The organism is Epibacterium sp. Ofav1-8 (assembly GCF_022348185.1).
GTDB lineage: Bacteria > Pseudomonadota > Alphaproteobacteria > Rhodobacterales > Rhodobacteraceae > Epibacterium.
This window is the reverse complement of sequence record NZ_JAKRFD010000006.1, coordinates 192332-208437: the sequence shown is the minus strand read 5'-3', so window position 1 is coordinate 208437 and position 16106 is coordinate 192332. Positions and strand designations below refer to the sequence as shown.

22 protein-coding genes are annotated in these 16106 nt (G+C 62.1%); 13 read left to right on the top strand and 9 right to left on the bottom strand.

The features are described 5' to 3' along the window. The 3 genes from MHM97_RS11965 to MHM97_RS11955 form a co-directional block, all read right to left on the bottom strand. A complete protein-coding gene (locus tag MHM97_RS11965; RefSeq protein ID WP_239322584.1) occupies window positions 1–804 on the bottom strand; it encodes a F0F1 ATP synthase subunit A in 804 nt (267 codons plus the stop codon). Between the two features lie 39 nt (window positions 805–843). Beyond that, on the bottom strand, window positions 844–1185 hold the full coding sequence (locus MHM97_RS11960; RefSeq protein WP_239322583.1) for an AtpZ/AtpI family protein: 342 nt from the start codon (window positions 1183–1185) through the stop codon (window positions 844–846). Between the two features lie 209 nt (window positions 1186–1394). Next, window positions 1395–2282, bottom strand: a complete 888-nt coding sequence (locus MHM97_RS11955; RefSeq protein WP_239322582.1) for a DMT family transporter — start codon at window positions 2280–2282, stop codon at window positions 1395–1397. A gap of 87 nt (window positions 2283–2369) precedes the next feature. On the opposite strand from MHM97_RS11955, the gene MHM97_RS11950 reads away from it, so the two are divergent. After that, the gene (locus MHM97_RS11950) at window positions 2370–2699 is read left to right on the top strand and encodes an ArsR/SmtB family transcription factor (protein ID WP_005636424.1); all 330 of its coding nucleotides are present in this window, start codon (window positions 2370–2372) and stop codon (window positions 2697–2699) included. Window positions 2700–2738: 39 nt separating this feature from the next. Here the strand turns inward: MHM97_RS11950 and MHM97_RS11945 are convergent, their stop codons facing one another. Then, the gene (locus tag MHM97_RS11945) at window positions 2739–3659 is read right to left on the bottom strand and encodes a DMT family transporter (RefSeq protein ID WP_239322581.1); all 921 of its coding nucleotides are present in this window, start codon (window positions 3657–3659) and stop codon (window positions 2739–2741) included. Beyond that, window positions 3659–4537: a LysR family transcriptional regulator gene (locus tag MHM97_RS11940; protein ID WP_239322580.1), complete on the bottom strand. Its 879-nt coding sequence runs from the start codon at window positions 4535–4537 to the stop codon at window positions 3659–3661. Before MHM97_RS11940 ends, MHM97_RS11945 begins: the two co-directional genes overlap by 1 nt. Window positions 4538–4677: 140 nt before the next feature. Between MHM97_RS11940 and MHM97_RS11935 the strand changes: the two genes are divergently transcribed. Next, window positions 4678–5259 (top strand): FMN-dependent NADH-azoreductase, encoded by a 582-nt coding sequence (locus tag MHM97_RS11935; protein ID WP_239322579.1) that lies wholly within the window; start codon window positions 4678–4680, stop codon window positions 5257–5259. 162 nt (window positions 5260–5421) lie between these two features. Here the strand turns inward: MHM97_RS11935 and MHM97_RS11930 are convergent, their stop codons facing one another. Further along, entirely contained in the window at window positions 5422–5949 is a 528-nt protein-coding gene (locus MHM97_RS11930) for a prolyl-tRNA synthetase associated domain-containing protein (RefSeq protein ID WP_239322578.1), read from the bottom strand. Between the two features lie 99 nt (window positions 5950–6048). Beyond that, window positions 6049–6753 carry a hypothetical protein gene (locus tag MHM97_RS11925; protein WP_239322577.1) on the bottom strand — a complete coding sequence of 235 codons (705 nt, stop codon included), beginning with the start codon at window positions 6751–6753 and terminating at the stop codon, window positions 6049–6051. Window positions 6754–7211: 458 nt separating this feature from the next. Between MHM97_RS11925 and ffh the strand changes: the two genes are divergently transcribed. The 8 genes from ffh to rimM are packed head-to-tail and all read left to right on the top strand — an operon-like array spanning window position 7212 to window position 11951. Further along, the gene (ffh, locus tag MHM97_RS11920; RefSeq protein ID WP_239322576.1) at window positions 7212–8750 is read left to right on the top strand and encodes a signal recognition particle protein; all 1539 of its coding nucleotides are present in this window, start codon (window positions 7212–7214) and stop codon (window positions 8748–8750) included. A 9-nt stretch (window positions 8751–8759) separates the two neighbouring features. Then, a complete protein-coding gene (locus tag MHM97_RS11915) occupies window positions 8760–9290 on the top strand; it encodes a GNAT family N-acetyltransferase (RefSeq protein ID WP_239322575.1) in 531 nt (176 codons plus the stop codon). Then, a complete protein-coding gene (locus MHM97_RS11910) occupies window positions 9287–9892 on the top strand; it encodes a GNAT family N-acetyltransferase (protein ID WP_239322574.1) in 606 nt (201 codons plus the stop codon). Before MHM97_RS11915 ends, MHM97_RS11910 begins: the two co-directional genes overlap by 4 nt. Beyond that, entirely contained in the window at window positions 9885–10193 is a 309-nt protein-coding gene (locus MHM97_RS11905) for a chorismate mutase (RefSeq protein ID WP_239322573.1), read from the top strand. Before MHM97_RS11910 ends, MHM97_RS11905 begins: the two co-directional genes overlap by 8 nt. Before the next feature lie 58 nt (window positions 10194–10251). Continuing rightward, window positions 10252–10620, top strand: coding sequence for a 30S ribosomal protein S16 (gene rpsP / locus MHM97_RS11900; protein WP_239322572.1), 369 nt, complete (start codon window positions 10252–10254; stop codon window positions 10618–10620). A 4-nt stretch (window positions 10621–10624) separates the two neighbouring features. Further along, window positions 10625–11278 (top strand): 5,6-dimethylbenzimidazole synthase, encoded by a 654-nt coding sequence (bluB, locus tag MHM97_RS11895; RefSeq protein ID WP_239322571.1) that lies wholly within the window; start codon window positions 10625–10627, stop codon window positions 11276–11278. Window positions 11279–11284: 6 nt separating this feature from the next. After that, complete coding sequence (locus MHM97_RS11890) at window positions 11285–11434, top strand: hypothetical protein (RefSeq protein ID WP_239322570.1); 150 nt, start codon at window positions 11285–11287, stop codon at window positions 11432–11434. Between the two features lies 1 nt (window position 11435). Continuing rightward, window positions 11436–11951 (top strand): ribosome maturation factor RimM, encoded by a 516-nt coding sequence (gene rimM, locus MHM97_RS11885; protein ID WP_239322569.1) that lies wholly within the window; start codon window positions 11436–11438, stop codon window positions 11949–11951. Window positions 11952–11983: 32 nt separating this feature from the next. On the opposite strand, the gene MHM97_RS11880 is transcribed toward rimM, so the two are convergent. Next, entirely contained in the window at window positions 11984–13027 is a 1044-nt protein-coding gene (locus MHM97_RS11880) for an aminoglycoside phosphotransferase family protein (RefSeq protein ID WP_239322568.1), read from the bottom strand. A 54-nt stretch (window positions 13028–13081) separates the two neighbouring features. On the opposite strand from MHM97_RS11880, the gene trmD reads away from it, so the two are divergent. Both trmD and MHM97_RS11870 read left to right on the top strand, forming a co-directional pair. After that, the gene (trmD, locus tag MHM97_RS11875; protein ID WP_239322567.1) at window positions 13082–13885 is read left to right on the top strand and encodes a tRNA (guanosine(37)-N1)-methyltransferase TrmD; all 804 of its coding nucleotides are present in this window, start codon (window positions 13082–13084) and stop codon (window positions 13883–13885) included. Between the two features lie 79 nt (window positions 13886–13964). Further along, window positions 13965–14297 carry a YegP family protein gene (locus MHM97_RS11870; protein WP_239322566.1) on the top strand — a complete coding sequence of 111 codons (333 nt, stop codon included), beginning with the start codon at window positions 13965–13967 and terminating at the stop codon, window positions 14295–14297. A 37-nt stretch (window positions 14298–14334) separates the two neighbouring features. Here the strand turns inward: MHM97_RS11870 and MHM97_RS11865 are convergent, their stop codons facing one another. After that, a complete protein-coding gene (locus tag MHM97_RS11865; RefSeq protein WP_239322565.1) occupies window positions 14335–14778 on the bottom strand; it encodes a helix-turn-helix domain-containing protein in 444 nt (147 codons plus the stop codon). 67 nt (window positions 14779–14845) lie between these two features. Between MHM97_RS11865 and MHM97_RS11860 the strand changes: the two genes are divergently transcribed. Beyond that, window positions 14846–16054 carry an MFS transporter gene (locus MHM97_RS11860; RefSeq protein WP_239322564.1) on the top strand — a complete coding sequence of 403 codons (1209 nt, stop codon included), beginning with the start codon at window positions 14846–14848 and terminating at the stop codon, window positions 16052–16054. The last annotated feature ends 52 nt before the right edge of the window (window positions 16055–16106 follow it).

Sequence of the window (16106 nt, the reverse complement as noted above, 5' to 3'; positions counted from 1 at the left end):
TTAGTGGGACGGATGCAGCGCGTCCTTCAGATAGACGCAGGTCAGAATGGTGAACACGTAAGCCTGGATGAAGGCCACGAGAACTTCGAGTGCGTAGACCGCGGTGATAGCAAAGATCGGCAGGAAGGCACCGGCACCCAGCGCGCCAGCAAAACCTGCGAACACCTTCAGAACCGCGTGGCCGGCCATCACGTTACCTGCAAGACGGATGCAGTGGCTGACGGGGCGCACGAAGTAGGAAATCAGTTCGATGATGGCCAGGATCGGACGCAGCGCCAGCGGTGCGGAGCTGACCCAGAACAGGCCGAGGAATTTCGCACCATGCAGCACGAAGCCGGTGATGGTCACGGTCACGAAGACCAGCATCGCCAGGATCGCGGTCACGGCAAAATGCGAAGTGGTGGTGAAGGACATCGGGATCAGGCCAAGGAAGTTGGCGGTCACGATGAACATGAAGAGCGTCATGATATAGGGGAAGAACTTCACCGCGTCCTTGCCGGTGACGTCTTCGACCATCTTGTAGATGAACCCATAGGCCAGTTCCGCAACCGACTGCGCGCGCGAGGGCACGATGCCGCGGTTCGAAGAGCCCAGAACCAGCAGCCCGATGATCGCCACCACGGCAAACAGCATCCAGAGCGTCACGTTGGTGGGCGTGTACCAGGCGATGTGGTCACCGCCAAACAGCGGCTTCACGGTGAACTGGTCCATCGGGTGAATGGCAAGTCCGGCGTGCTCCGGTGCAAACACCAGACCCGATACGAGCACCAGAGCCAAAGCTACGTAAAAGAACAGTTTGCCCATCGTTCCGCTTCTCCTGTCGCTTAGGCCGTCGCCCAGCATTCATGCGTCTTTGTCAGCGTCGGCGTGTTTCTCCGCCTCGGCCATTTGTTTGTCCTGAATCTCGCGTGCGCTGCGGAGCATCACGTTCACTCCGGCGGCCAGACCCAGCAATATGAACAGCACCATGAAGATGGGGGTCGTTCCCAAGAGAACATCCAGCCCGTATCCGATGCCAAGGCCGATCACGAGACCGGCCACCAATTCCGTCACCATCCGCCAGGCCTGATTGGCCATGGAATAGTGTTCATCCGCGCGAGGTTCCGGCTCTTCATGCGCCTTCTTGGCGGCTGCCAGTTTCTCCTCCAGCTGCGCCATGCGCTGCTTTTGGTCGTCGTCGATCAAGGTGACGCTTCCTCTCGCGAAATCTGAAGGTGTGCTAAGCGGTCCCCCGCTCAGAGTCAATTGCGCATTGCGCGCAGCTTCTGTGAGCTGAAATCATTTAATATCAACACCTTAATTTGACAGAACAGGACAGACCCGACCTCCCTGCCCCGCTGGACTGCAGCAAAACGTGCCAGATCCCATATTCAACCAAACGGTTGATCTTGAAATTACGCGGCCGCAACCCGTCGACGGAACAGCCGGCCGTCGATCAGCAACAGACCAAATAGGATGGCAAACAGCCCCGTGAGGTGGCTGATCTCGAGCGGCTCTCCCAGAACCAAGACCCCCAAGGTCAGCGCTGAGGCGGGTGCGATTAGCGTCGGAAGGGTGACATTGGTCGGGCCAATCTTCGGAAGCACCCAGTACATGGCGATGAAGGCGGCAGAGGTCAGCGCAAACCCGATGATCAGCAACGCCCCCCATGCCTGTGCGGACAGCGCGCCCGGAACCCCATCGGACCAGAGGGCCAGTGGCAGGATAAAGGCTGTTGCCCCGGTCAAGGCCCAGGCCACCAGCACCACCGGCTCCATATCGCGAAACTGGCGCGCGACATTGACCGAAAAGGCATAACACAGTGGCGCGCCCAAGGTGACGAGGATCGCCCAGATGGCAGAGCTCTCCCCGCCCTGCAGGATCGGCAAAGACAGCAGAACGATCCCCGCCAGCCCGGACGCAACACCCAAGCTCTTGCGCCAATTGGCGCGCTCGCCATCCGGCCAGAAATGGGTCACCACCACTGCGAGCGCCGGGGTACAGGCATTGACGATCCCCGCAACACCGCTGGCGATATGCTGCTGCCCGAGCGCATAACAGGAAAACGGGATCGCATAACTCAGGGCTCCAAACCCCGCCAGCGCCAGCGCGCGCGATGGCGATATGCGCCAGTTGCGCCCGCGCGCCAGCAGAAAAACCCAGCACCCCAGGGCGCCAAGCCCGACACGCCCGACAGAGATCCACAAGGGTGCCAGCTCGCGCAGCAACACCGCGTTGAACATAAAGGACATCCCCCAGCCAATGCCGAGGATCACGATGATGGCCCAATACCGCAATGCCATGGTGGTCTCCCTCAATAGCGCCCGCGCCGTTTTGCGCATGCGCTTCGGGATTGTCGACCCGCTTCCTGCGCTTTAGGAGATATCCCCATGAGCGATACTCTTGATACCGTCTTTGCGGCCCTCGCAGACCCGACCCGTCGGGCGATCCTGTCGATGCTGCTCGAAGACGATATGGCCGTCACCGATGTGGCAGAGCCGTTTGAGATGTCGCTGGCGGCGATTTCCAAACATCTCACCATCCTCACCCGCGCCGGTCTGATCCAGCAGGAAAAGCGCGGGCGGGTGAAATGGTGCAAGCTGCAACCGGATGCTCTGCGCGCCGCCTCGGTCTGGATGCAGGGCTTTGGTCAGTTTGAGCCGGTGAATCTGGATGCCTTTGAACGGTTTCTGGAAGAAGAGCTCCGCGACGGCGAGTGAGGCACATCCCCGGCGCGGACCAAGTGAGACTTGGCGTCTTTAACCGTGTTCATCCTTCAACAGCAGCCAGAGCGCCACGATCGTCAGCGCGATCCCCACAAAGATCAGTGCCGGAGGCCAGCCTTTGCCCAGCGCGATCTCCCACAGGATCACCCACGACGGCACCAGATAGGTGTAGGCCATGACCTTTGCCGACGGCAGCCGCAGCGTTGCAAATTGCAGCAGGACAAAGGTACAGGCCGAGGCACAGACCGACACATAAAAAAGACCGATCCAGACGATGGGCTTCAGCCCTGCCCAATCCGTGGCGATCAGATCGCGCCACGCCAGCGCGATCAGCGCCACCGCCCCGGCGACCAGCACCCCAAAGGTGAAGACCAGCGCAGGCTCGCCCCGGTTCAGCTTGCGCACCATCGGCGTATAGAGCGCGTGGGCCACACAGCCGACGAAATAGATCACCTCGCCCTGGCCGATCTCAAAGCGGACCGCAGCCTCAAGATCTGCACGAAAGATCACCCAAAGCGCCCCCGCCCCGCCGATCATCAAGGCCAGCGCCATGCGCGGCGTTGTGATCTGGCGCAGCAAGAGCCAGCCAAAGACGCCGCTCATGGCCGGCGTCAGCGTAAAGACCGCCGCCGCGCTCACCGGATCTGCGGTTTTCAACCCGTAGAACATCAGTACGAAATAAGTCGCGAACACCCCGCCCAATAGCGCATAGCGCCAAGGTGCGCTGAAATGTTGAGACTTCAGGCCCGGCCCGATGGCCGCCGCCGCACCGATCAAAATCCCCGCCAGCACAAAGCGCACCGCATTCAGAGCCGCAGGCGTGACCTCATTCGCGATCAGCGCGCCGAGCGAAAACGACCCCGCCACCAGCGCCGAAAACGCCAGCATCGCCAGATGCCCCTTGTGGCTGTCGCTGAGACCGCCCCGCATGGGTGCCAGATCCAGATCGCTCATCACTGTGGCCAGGTTTTTGCGTGCTCTTTCAAAAAGCGCACGAAGCTCTGCACCTTATTGGTGCGATGCAGGTCCACATGGGTCACCAGCCAGATTTTGCCCGACCATTCGTCACGGGGGTCCATCATCATCACCAGATCCGGGCAGCTTGCTGCCTCCCACAAGGAGATAAACCCGATGCCCGCCCCAGCCCGGATGGCCTTATGTCCGGCCACCGCATCCGAACAGCGAAACACAATGTTCTCAGCCGGGATGGTCGCGCGCAGCCAGCGTTCGAACGGGGCGCGGGTGTTTTCATTGTCACTGGCAACGAACCGGTGGTTCACCATATCGTCTTGCCCTTTGAGCATGCCGTGGCGCGCGACGTAGTCTTCCGAGGCATAAAGCGCGAGGCGCTGCCCCACGAAGGGCTGAACCACATTGTCCGGCTGCTCCGGTGCCGCCCCCGCGCGCAAGGCCACATGCGCCTCGCCATATTCCAGTCGGAACAACCGATCCCCGGTCAGATAGCGGATCACCAGATCCGGGTGCATCTGCTGGAACTCCGTCAGCGCGGGCGCCAGCATCGGCGCCATGGAGGACAGGGATGTCACCACCAACTCGCCGGACACCTCATCGCCCTGCCCCTTGAGCCGCCCAACCAACTGGCTGAACTGATCGTCTGTCGCCTGCGCGACACGCAACAGATCCAGCCCGGCTTCAGTCGGCGTGTACCCCCGCGCATGGCGCTGGAACAGTTTCACACCAAGGCGCGCCTCGATCGCATCAATATGCCGGATGACCGTCGCATGATGCACGCCCAGCACTTCTGCCGCGCCGCTCACCGTGCCAAGCCGCACCACCTGATACGCGGTGCGCACTTCGTCCCAATTCTCCACCTGATCCCCCGTCGCGAAGATATCTGCAAGTATTTGCGCGGATGCGCACAGACTTTGTTCAATATCACAAATTGTGTTCGGATGTGCAAATCCCCATTCTGAGCCTCAGACGAATTTTCCTCCTCACAAGGACCAAGACGATGGCTCACACCGTACTCCATATCGACAGCTCCGCCCGCCAATCCGGCTCCACCTCCCGCGTGTTGACCGCGCAGGTCGTGGAACGGCTGAATGCCGAAGCCGTTATTCGACGCGATCTGTCGACGCCGCTGCCGCTGCTGGATGAGGCATGGATTGGTGCAAACTTCACCCCTGCCGATCAACGCAGCGATGAGCAAAAGGCGACGCTGGCCTTGTCGGACAGCTTGATTAATGAGCTTAAAGAGGCGGACACCGTGGTGATCGGTGTACCGATCTACAATTTCACCATCCCCACCACGCTCAAGGCCTGGATCGATCTGGTCGCCCGCGTTGGCGTGACGTTTCAATACACCGAGACTGGGCCCGAAGGTCTGCTGAAGGGCAAACGTGCCATTCTGGCGGTTGCGTCGGGCGGCACCGAAGCCGGATCAGACATCGACTACGCCAGTCGCTACCTGCGGCACATGCTGGGTTTCATCGGAATCACTGATATTGAAATCGTCGCAGCGGATCAGCAAGCCATTGACGCCGAAGGCTCCGTTCAAAAGGCCAAGGACGCCATCGCACAACTGGCCGCATAAGTGACAAGAACGCGGAGGGGGGGGGCGCTCCCGCCCGTCCGCCGATCAGCCACAGGCTGCTCGCGTCCCGTTGGGCCCGGCAGGCCGCGCCGCAGGCGCGGCCTGCCCCCCGGCGCTCCGCAACGCGGAGCGCAACACCTCAAACCACAGGTTTGAAACAGTTCAGATCCACTCGGGCGTGATGCCGATTTTCTCACAAAACGTCATAAAATCCGCACGCGGCATTGCAACGGTGCGGTCATTCACCAGCGGATGCATATATATGCGGTCCGCCGTCTGAGCCTCAGCGTCCATAAAGAACCTGACGCCCTTTGGCGCGCCATTGATCATCGCCAGCGGGGTGACGGCGCCGGGGCGAATGCCGAGATGCTCCATCAAGCGCTCTTCGGACCCAAATGACAGCCCTCCCACCCCCAATTGCGCGCCAAGCGCCTTCAGGTCGATCTCACGATCCTGCTGCAGGGAGACGAGGTAATTGCGCTTCTTGCGATCCCGCAGATAGAGGTTCTTGAGGCGGAGCGCCGCTTCACCGGGCACCAACAAATCGCCCTCCACCGCTTTGGACTCTTCGACAGTGCGCAGCGGTACGTGCTCATGCAGCGTATAAGACAGCCCCCAGGCGTCCAGCTGGGCCAGCAAAGCATCAGAAGACAGGGGCATACAATCCGGTGCGGCGGTCGGCGCGTCCATAATCGCTCCTTCAGGTCAGAGAATTCGGGCCGTAACAGGCATACACCCGCCCTTTTGGCAGATTGCCCGGTATCTGTGCAACGCGGTTGCGACCGAACCTCAGGCGACTGCGGCGACCCGTGGGGCGAAACATCTGATCCAAGCAGCATCGATGTCGGCCAGATCAGGGGCCGGCACAGCCGTGCCGACAGCCGCGGGCGCGTCCCAACGCCGCTCGCGTTGCCGCGCCGGTTCTGCATCCCGCGGAGACACAGATTCGGGGCGCAGGCGATCCAATCCCTCAAGCGTCACACGCTGGTAGGGAAGCGCACTGCGATACGGGCTGAGATTGCCGATGCCGCATCCTGCCTGAGCCGCAAAATACTCCAACCGCCGCGCCTTGGCGGTGAGGTTCTCGCCGCCCCGCTGCGCAGGGCGCATCTCACCCGGCCCGTCTTGGCCCTCATAAAGCCGCCCGCCGCCAAGCTCGACCATATCACACCCGAAGTAGTAGATCCGGGACGGGGCCAGGGACGCAAGGGCCCAATATCCCGCCACAAATGCCATGCCACCGCCCGTGAAAGGCGCGCCGCCATAAAGGGTCTGTACCGGCGAAAATTCTGCCTCGGTGACAACCCTCTGATCGCCCTCCAGCAGTACGGGCCTCCTGTCCACGGAAAAATCCCTTCTGTGGATCATATGTGTCCAGTCCTCACGGATGCTCCACGCATCATGGATTGCAACCACATGATCAAACAGTCCGAGCGGCCAGCCGGCGGCCTCGATCGCATAGGGCGCACAACCAAGTATGAGGACCTTTGTCATAACTTCTTTACAACTCCTTGCCGAACCCGGCTTTGAGCAAATGCGGCGGGGCAAGGTCAACGGCACGATCTGAAAATCTGCATGCCCGATGCACCTTTGGGTAACGATCCGCCAGAAATGGCGGGCACCGGTGAAAAACTGCCGACGCCCCACACCCCCCGCGCATTTGCACTTGCGCCCTTCTTCTTGACTCTCAGGTGCCCCCAGAGTAGGGCAGAGCCAATTCCGGGAGTCGTCGTGTCTTCCGGTCCTCGGCATGGGTCGGGGATCGCCCTCCACCAGCGCGTTGCGCCCGTGGGGGCAAACCTTGTTGGTTTGCACCCACATTTCTAGCACGGCGGGGGCAAACCTTATTGGTTTGTGCCTGTGGTTGCGATCTGGTGGCAGGTGATTGAGGTTCGTTCCACCGCTCCTTACATCAGGAGCACACATCGTAACCGGCAATGGAGGCCGAAGGCATGTTTGAAAATCTATCCGAACGCCTGTCTGGTGTCTTTGACCGGCTGACGAAACAGGGTGCGCTCTCTGAGGATGACGTTAAAACCGCCCTGCGCGAAGTGCGCGTGGCTCTGCTCGAAGCCGACGTTTCGCTGCCCGTCGCCCGTGATTTCGTCAAGAAGGTGCAGGAACAGGCCACGGGCCAAGCCGTCACCAAATCGGTGACACCGGGCCAGCAGGTCGTGAAGATCGTCCATGACGCGCTTGTCGAGACCCTGCGCGGCGAGGACGATCCCGGCGCGCTGAAGATCGACAGCCCGCCCGCACCGATCCTGATGGTTGGTCTGCAAGGCTCCGGTAAGACCACCACCACCGGTAAACTCGCCAAGCGGCTCAAGGAAAAAGAGGGCAAGAAAGTGCTTCTTGCCTCGCTCGACGTCTATCGCCCGGCGGCGATGGACCAGCTGGCGGTGCTCGGCACCCAAATCGGCGTCGACACCCTGCCGATCGTCAAAGGTCAGACGCCTGTAGATATCGCCAAACGCGCCAAACAGCAGGCTGCGCTGGGGGGCTATGACGTCTATATGCTCGACACCGCCGGTCGTTTGCAGATCGACGAAGTCCTGATGAAAGAGGTCGAAGACGTCCGCGACGTGGTCTCCCCGCGCGAGACCCTGCTGGTCGTCGATGGTCTGACCGGCCAGGTCGCCGTTGAGGTGGCCGAGGAGTTCGACAACAAGATCGGCATCTCCGGCGTGGTCCTGACCCGGATGGATGGTGACGGTCGCGGCGGCGCGGCGCTCTCAATGCGCGCGGTGACCGGCAAGCCGATCCGCTTTGTCGGCCTTGGCGAAAAGATGGACGCCATCGAGACCTTCGAGCCGGACCGGATCGCAGGCCGCATCCTCGGTATGGGCGATATCGTCGCCCTTGTTGAGAAGGCACAGGACACCATCGAGGCCGAACAGGCCGAACGCATGATGAAGCGCATGATGAAGGGTCAGTTCAACATGAACGACCTGCGCATGCAGCTGGAACAGATGCAGCAGATGGGTGGCATGCAGGGCATGATGCAGATGATGCCGGGCATGAACAAAATGGCCAAACAGGTCGAGGATTCGGGCTTTGACGACAAGATGGTCAAACGCCAGATCGCCATGATCCAATCCATGACCAAGAAGGAACGCGCAAACCCCGCGCTGTTGCAGGCCAGCCGCAAGAAACGCATTGCGGCCGGTTCCGGCATGGAAGTGGCTGACCTCAACAAGCTTCTGAAGATGCACCGTCAGATGGCCGACATGATGAAGAAAATGGGCAAGATGGGCAAAGGCAAGATGCTGAAACAGGCCATGAAAGGCATGTTCGGCAAAGGCGGCGGCATGCCCGACATGCCGGGTGGCATGCCCGGCGGCATGGATCCGTCGCAGATGGACCCCAAGGCCCTGGAAGCCGCGGCCAAGGCGATGGGCGGCAAGGGCGGACTGCCCGGTGGTCTTGGAGGCTTGGGCGGCGGCATGGGCCTGCCCGGCGGCCTCTCCGGTTTTGGCAAGAAGAAGTAACCGCAGCAGATGACCTCCGCGCCCACCATAGAAACCGACCGCCTGGTCCTGCGCCCGCATGAGGCCGCAGACCTGGATGCCTTCTGGGCATTCTATCAGAGCGACCGGTCGAAATACATGGACGCGCCCGACAGCCCCTCGCAGCTCTGGACGGGGCTTCTGGCCGAAGTGGGGTCGTGGGAGTTCTTCGGCTGGGGTGGCCTCGCGATCGAAACCAAGGACGGCCAGCTGGCGGGTCAGGTCTGCATCAGCCAGCCACCGCATTTTCCGGAGCTGGAACTGGGCTGGATCGTGTTTTCCGGTTTCGAGGGGGCAAGCTACGCCTTCGAGGCGGCCTCGGCGATGCGCGATTATGCCTTCGAGATCCTCGAGGTGCCGACCCTGGTCAGCTACATCGATCGCAAGAACCTGCGCTCGATCGCCCTGGCCGAACGCATGGGCGCCGTGCACGACCCGGATGCGCGCACCTATGATCCGATGGACCTGGTCTACCGCCACGCACCGGACAGTTCCGGCCCCGGACTGGAGGCCTATGCATGAGCACCTCCTCCATTCCGGTGATCGAAACCAGACGTCTGATCCTGCGCGGCCCCGAGGCCTCGGACTATCCGAATTTCAAGGCCACGTTTACCTCGTACCGCGCGCGGTTCATGGGCGGGCCGCTGAACACCTACGAGGCGTGGATGCTCTATGCCGCCGAGATCGGCCATTGGCAGGTGCGCGGCTTTGGCATGTGGATGATCCACGACAAGGTGACGGATGAGACCTATGGCATGGCCGGCGGCTGGCAGCCCGCAGGTTGGCCCGAGCGCGAGATCGCCTGGATCATCTGGCCGGAAAAATCCGGCAAGGGCTATGCCCTTGAAGCGACCCATGCGGCGCGGGATTACTTTTACACCCAAGCCGGATGGGACGGCGCGGTCAGCTATATTGACCCCAAGAACCTCGACTCGATCCGCCTGGCGGAACGTCTGGGTGCCAAAAAGGACCACGCCGCGCAGACTATCGACGGCAACGACGCGGTCTATCGCCACCCAGGCCCCGCGCAACTGCGCGACAGCCAGCTGGCACATGGCATCGAGATGGAGATCGGCCACTACGCCGACCCGCTGTTCAAACCGAAAGGATGGGCCATTGACTGAAACAACGACCGATCCTGTCGCCCGCGCCGCGGAGATCCTGAAAGGGCATCGCGAGAGCATTGATCGTCTTGATGCGATCCTTGTCTATACCCTGGGAGAACGCTTCAAGCACACCCAGGCGGTGGGCCAGCTCAAGGCGACACACGACCTTCCCCCGTCCGATCCCACGCGTGAAGCAACGCAGATCGCGCGGCTCGAAGACTTGGCGAAGGAGGCCGATCTGGACCCCGCATTCGCCAAGGCGTTCTTGAACTTCATCATCGATGAGGTCATCCGCCACCACAAGAAACACCAGGAATAAGCGGGGGCGACCTGAACACAGGACACCCCGTTCAACGCCATCAAAGGAGAATGAAACCATGGCAATGAAAATTCGTCTCGCCCGCGGCGGCTCCAAGAAGCGCCCCTTCTACCGCATCGTGGCTGCTGACAGCCGCATGCCGCGCGACGGCCGCTTCATCGAGAAGCTGGGCACCTACAACCCGCTCCTGCCGAAAGACAGCGAAGAGCGCGTGAAAATGGACATCGAGAAGGTCCAGGCCTGGCTCGACAAAGGCGCACAGCCGACCGACCGTGTTGCACGTATGCTCGAAGCAGCAGGCGTTCGGGAGAAAGCCACCCGCAACAACCCCAATAAAGGCACCCCGGGCAAGAAAGCTCAGGAGCGCGCTGAAGAAAAAGCCGCCAAGGCAGCTGAAGCAGCCGAAGCCGCAGCAGACGCGGAATAATCACATGACGGGCCCGGTGCAGGATGCAAAGGGATGTTTCCCGCAGGCGTTCCGCGCCGAGCTCGATCTGTTGATGAAGTTGCGCCGGGACGTCCGGCGCTTCCGTACCGATCCGGTAGACGAGGCAGTGCTGACGCGCTGCCTCTCTGCTGTTTCGCTGGCCCCCTCCGTGGGCCTCAGCGAACCCTGGCGCATCATCCGCGTCGAAAGTGAGGCCGCGCGTGCGGCAGCGCTGAAGAATTTCGAAGCCGCCAATGCGGAGGCGCTGGCGGATTACAGCGAGGACCGCGCCGCCACCTATGCGCGCCTCAAACTCTCCGGCATGCGCGAAGCCCCGGTTCAGATCGCGTTTTTCTGCGATGACGAGACCGAAAAAGGCCACGGCCTCGGCGCGCGCACCATGCCGGAAATGCGCCGCTATTCGGTGGTTACGGCCATCACCCTGTTCTGGCTGTCCTTGCGGGCAGAAGGGCTTGGCCTCGGCTGGGTCTCGGTCCTTGACCCCGACCAGATGGCGCGCGATCTGAATGTCCCTGCGGGCTGGAGTCTCATCGGATATTTCTGCATTGGCCATCCTGAACGCCTGTCCGACACGCCGGAACTGGAGCAGGAAGGCTGGGAAGACCGCTTCAACCTCCTGCCGATCGAGACGCGATAACGGACCATGGGACTGATCCGGATGCTGATCTTTACCATTGTCGCCTTTGGCGCCGGGGTCCTTTATGAACGCAGCGGCGCCCGCGAGCGCTGTGCCGCCGAGGGCGGTGACTGGGCAAGAACTGAAACGGGGACCGGCATGATTTGCCGGATGTGACATGAGCGACGACAGCAACGATCTGATCTGCGTAGGCGCGCTGGCTGGCTCTTTCGGCGTGCGTGGCGAAGTGCGGCTGAAGAGCTTTTGCGCCGATCCGCAAGAAATCGAGGACTACTCCCCCCTGCTGGGCGAGGACGGCCAGACCAGCTACAGCCTGGCCATCACCCGCGCCGTAAAGAACGGCTTTGCCGCCCGCATTGTGGGGGTGGACACCAAGGAGGAGGCGGATGCGCTCAAGGGGGTGCAGCTGTTCGCGCCCCGGACGCGGCTGCCCTCCCTTCCCAACGATGAATTCTACCACGCCGACCTGATCGGCCTCGAAGTTGTTGATACCGGGGGCGCTTCGCTGGGGCGCGTGAAGGCGGTGCAGAACTACGGTGCCGATGACCTCCTGGAAATCCACAGCCCGGGGCTCTCGGCAACGGTGCTCTTGCCCTTTACCAAGGCGGCGGTGCCCACGGTTGACCTGACACAGGGCCGCATCATCGCAGACCCGCCGGAAGGCGTGTTTTAAAGGGCAGCTCGGTCGGTATGGCAGTCAGGCGCTCAGCCCGGGTGATGCGCCTGAAACCATGAGAACACACGCTGAGTACCCACAAAGGCCTCCTGCTCCCACTGCGCCATCTCGCCTCCCGGCGGGGGCAGTTTTCTCCACACCTTGTAGAGCCGATACAGATAGATGAATTGAAAGACGGGATCCTCGGTCAGGGTCTGGCCATACCCGCTTTCAAAGGCCTGCCAGTCCGCAGCCGCGACGCAGCCGAAATCCCGCTCTCGATCATGCTCCGTCAGGCTCTCCGGCAACTTGACCTGCCAGAGATTGACGAGATCGATGTGATTGCAGCCAGTTCCCGCGGCGGAGAAATCGATAAAAGACACCAGATCCTGCGTCATCAGAATATTCCTGAAGTGAAGATCCCCGTGCAGCGCTACGGTGCGATAGGCCTCTCCGCGCGCGCGATTGGCGAACCGGTGCAGCATTGCGCAAAGCCCCAGAAACCGCTTGGGTTTGCGCAGTGCGATGTCCCCCGCACGCACGCGGGTTGCACTCGCCGCGACGCCCCGCAGATACTCCCTCGGCCAGAAGCGCCGGTCCCGCGGGGTGCCGATGTCATGCAACGCAGCCACCGCACCACCAATCCGGCGCAGCAAGGATGCGCGGTCAACAATGCCATAGCTCGCGAAGGTCAGCTCTCGATGGGCGGTTTCGCCGGGTGCGACCTCGAACAGCGCATAGGGGCGCGTCTCATCCTGCCACAACAGCGCCGGTACGTTCACTCCCGGGACATCGCGCAGCGCCTGTGCGGCCATCCGATGCCGTTCAAGGTGCTTCATATGCGCGGAGACGTTGTCCGTCGCAAACTCCGCCCGCAGAACAAATCGCTGCCCGGTTGTGGTTCTCACCCCCAAAACCGCGCGCTGGTCCCGGCCTGAGGAGTTCACCAGCATCATGCTGAAGGCGGCATCTTCGGCAGGCAGGCCCATTTCTTCGGCGATGCGCGGCCACAGGGCGACCGCACGGCGCTCCGCCTCCGCCACAGCGGCATCCCGATGGTAGAGCGGCAACCGGTTCGGGATTTCATTCGTCATCGGACATCGCAGCTTTCGGTTGCGGTTCGGGTTGTTTCAACTAAACAGCTTCTTATGAGCAAGCCAATCAAATCCCACGGGCGCCTCTCGATCGGCGCCAGTCTGAAACCGCGCGAGTTGATGAGCGACACGCCGGATCTCGCTGGTGTGTGGAAAGCCAAAATCCTGACGCTCTTTCCCGGCGCATTTCCCGGTGTCCTCGGTGAAAGCCTGACCGGCAAGGCGCTCCAGCAGGGATTGTGGCAACTGGAGACCATCGACCTGCGTCCGTTCGGGATCGGCAAGCACAAGAATGTCGACGACACCCCCGCAGGCGGCGGCGCGGGCATGGTGCTGCGCGCCGATGTGCTGGGCGAGGCGATCGATCACGCAATGCAGGGCACCCGGGGTAACTGGCCCCTGATCTACCTGTCGCCACGCGGTCGCCGGATGGACCAGCAGATGATGCAGAACCTCGCCCGTTGCGATGGTATGACGCTGCTCTGTGGCCGATTTGAAGGCGTCGACGAACGTGTGCTGGAACACTACGGCATCATGGAGGTTTCGCTGGGAGATTTCGTGATGACGGGCGGCGAGTTGGCCGCGCAGGCGCTGATCGATGCCACCGTCCGGCTGATCCCCGGCGTCCTGGGCAACCAGGCCTCCACCGAGGAAGAGAGCTTTTCCTCCGGTCTCCTCGAACACCCGCAGTACACCCGCCCCGCCGAATGGAACGGACGCGCCATTCCCGAGGTTCTGATGTCCGGTCATCACGGCAAGATCGCGCAATGGCGGCGAGAGATGAGCGAACAAATCACCCGCGAACGCCGCCCGGATCTGTGGGACGCCTATACCCGCAAGGCCGACCCGAAGGACTGAACCGCCGCCTGCAACGTTGCCGAACACCAAAAGCCGTGCTTTAGTCCCTTCTATTCACTCAGGAATAGGAGACCACAGGGTGGCTGGGAAATTTGAACTCTATACCGACAACGCCGGCGAATACCGCTTTCGCCTGAAGGCCGGCAATGGCGAGAACATTCTGGCAAGCGAAGGCTACAAGCAAAAGGCCAGCGCCGAGAACGGCATCGCATCCGTCAAGAGCAACGCCGGTGACGATGGCCGCTACGAGCGCAAGGAAACCGCTGCCGGCAAGCATATGTTCAACCTGAAGGCCAGCAACGGCCAGGTGATCGGCACCTCGCAAAGCTATGCCAGCGCCTCGGGTCGCGACAATGGCATCGAGTCGGTGAAGAACAATGCGCCTGACGCCCGGATCGAAGATCTGACCTGATCCCCTTATCTCTGGCGGGCCGCAGCCGGACTGCGGCTCAGCTGTCCTGCCGCATGCGCGCAGACCGCGACGCCCGGGCCTCGCGCTGTTGGGCGCGGATGGCCACCCGCAGCATCTGCTGGAACCGGGCACATTCCAGGTGGTTGGGCTCCGGGCATTCCGCGACATGGCGCATCATCTGCGCCAGCGCCTCCATCTGTTTTGCCTGTCGCAGCATATCATCGGCGCGGCTGTGCAGTTCATCCCGTGGCAGCTCCGGCTGGCCCTTTGCTCCGAACATCGCCGCAATCTCGTCGAGCGCAAACCCGCCCTGTTTCCCAAGCGCGATCAGCGCCAGCTGTTGCAGGACCTCTGGCCCATATTGGCGCCGCAACCCGTTGCGGGACAGCGACTGGATCAGGCCTTTTTCCTCATAATACCGCAGCGCCGAGGGCTTTACACCGCTGCGATCTGAAACCTCGCCAATATCGAGCAATTTCATCCTTGACCTCAAGTTGACTTGAATTCGTAGCCTGCATTCAATCCCGAACTTTGGCAAGGAGATCCTCGTGTCCCAATCTCTCTCTCCGCTCCCGTCCCTTGATCGCCGCGCCGTGGCGCTTTTGCTTGCGGCGACCCTTACCACCATGGCCAACGCCGCCATCAGCCCTGCCCTGCCGGGGCTGGAGGCCCGGTTTACCGACCATCCGCAGGCCGCACTTCTGACCCGGTTTCTGGTGCCCGCGCCGTCGGTTGCCGTGGTGCTGATTGCTGGCTGGACCGGCGTCCTCGCCGACCGTATCGGCAAACGGATCCTCCTGCTGGGCGGTGTATTTCTGTTCGCACTGGCCGGATGTCTGGGCATGTTCCTGAACAGCCTCGAAGCGATCCTTGCCAGCCGCCTAGCACTTGGCGTTGCGGTTGCCCTGATCATGACCGCTCAAACAGCGCTCATCGCGGATTATTTCGATGGCGCGGCCCGGAGCCGTTTGCTTGGCCTTCAGATCTCGGCGCGCAACATCGGTGGTCTGGTTTCGATCACCCTCGCTGGCGTTCTGGCGCTGATGTCGCCCATGCATGCCTTCGCCATTCACGGCATCGCGCTGCTGATCCTGCCGGTGCTGTGGGTCGCCATCACCGAACCAAAGCGCCCGACGTCCTCCCCTGCCGAAACACTCGCGAGTGCGTCGGCCAGTGGCGCGCCAGGGCTCGGCGCCGGGCTGTGGTCGATGGCCGCGCTGCAACTGCTGACGACCTTGTGCTTTTTCACCATGCCGACCCAGGTCCCGTTCTTCGTCGCCAGCCACGGCATCGACAACACCGCAGTCATGGGAGCCGTGATGGGGGCGCTGACGCTGGCCGGCGCATTCGCCGCGACGCGCTATTCTGCCCTCAAGCCCCGGCTTGGTCATGCACGGCTGTTCATGCTCGGCTACGGCCTGATGGGCAGCGGCATGGCGACGCTGGCGCTGGCGGGCGGGCTGCCCCTGATTTTTGTCGGCGCGACGCTTGTGGGCCTTGGTTTTGCAACCGTCTCCCCAAACTTCAATGAGATCGCACTGAAGTCCGCACCAGCCAGCCGCCGCGGGCGCGCTGCAGGTGTCATGACCACCTCGGTCTTTCTCGGCCAGATCATTTCGCCGTTCCTGACCCTGCCGCTGGTCCGTGCCAGCGGCTACCCCGGCACCTTCGCGGCCCTTGCCGTTGTGCTCCTGCTGGGCGCAGTCGGGGCGCTGGTTATCCACAGCCAGCAAAAACCGCTGACCAAACAGGTCTGATGCCTGCACCGCAGGGGGACACCCCTCTGCGGACGGCGTCGTATCGGGCTTG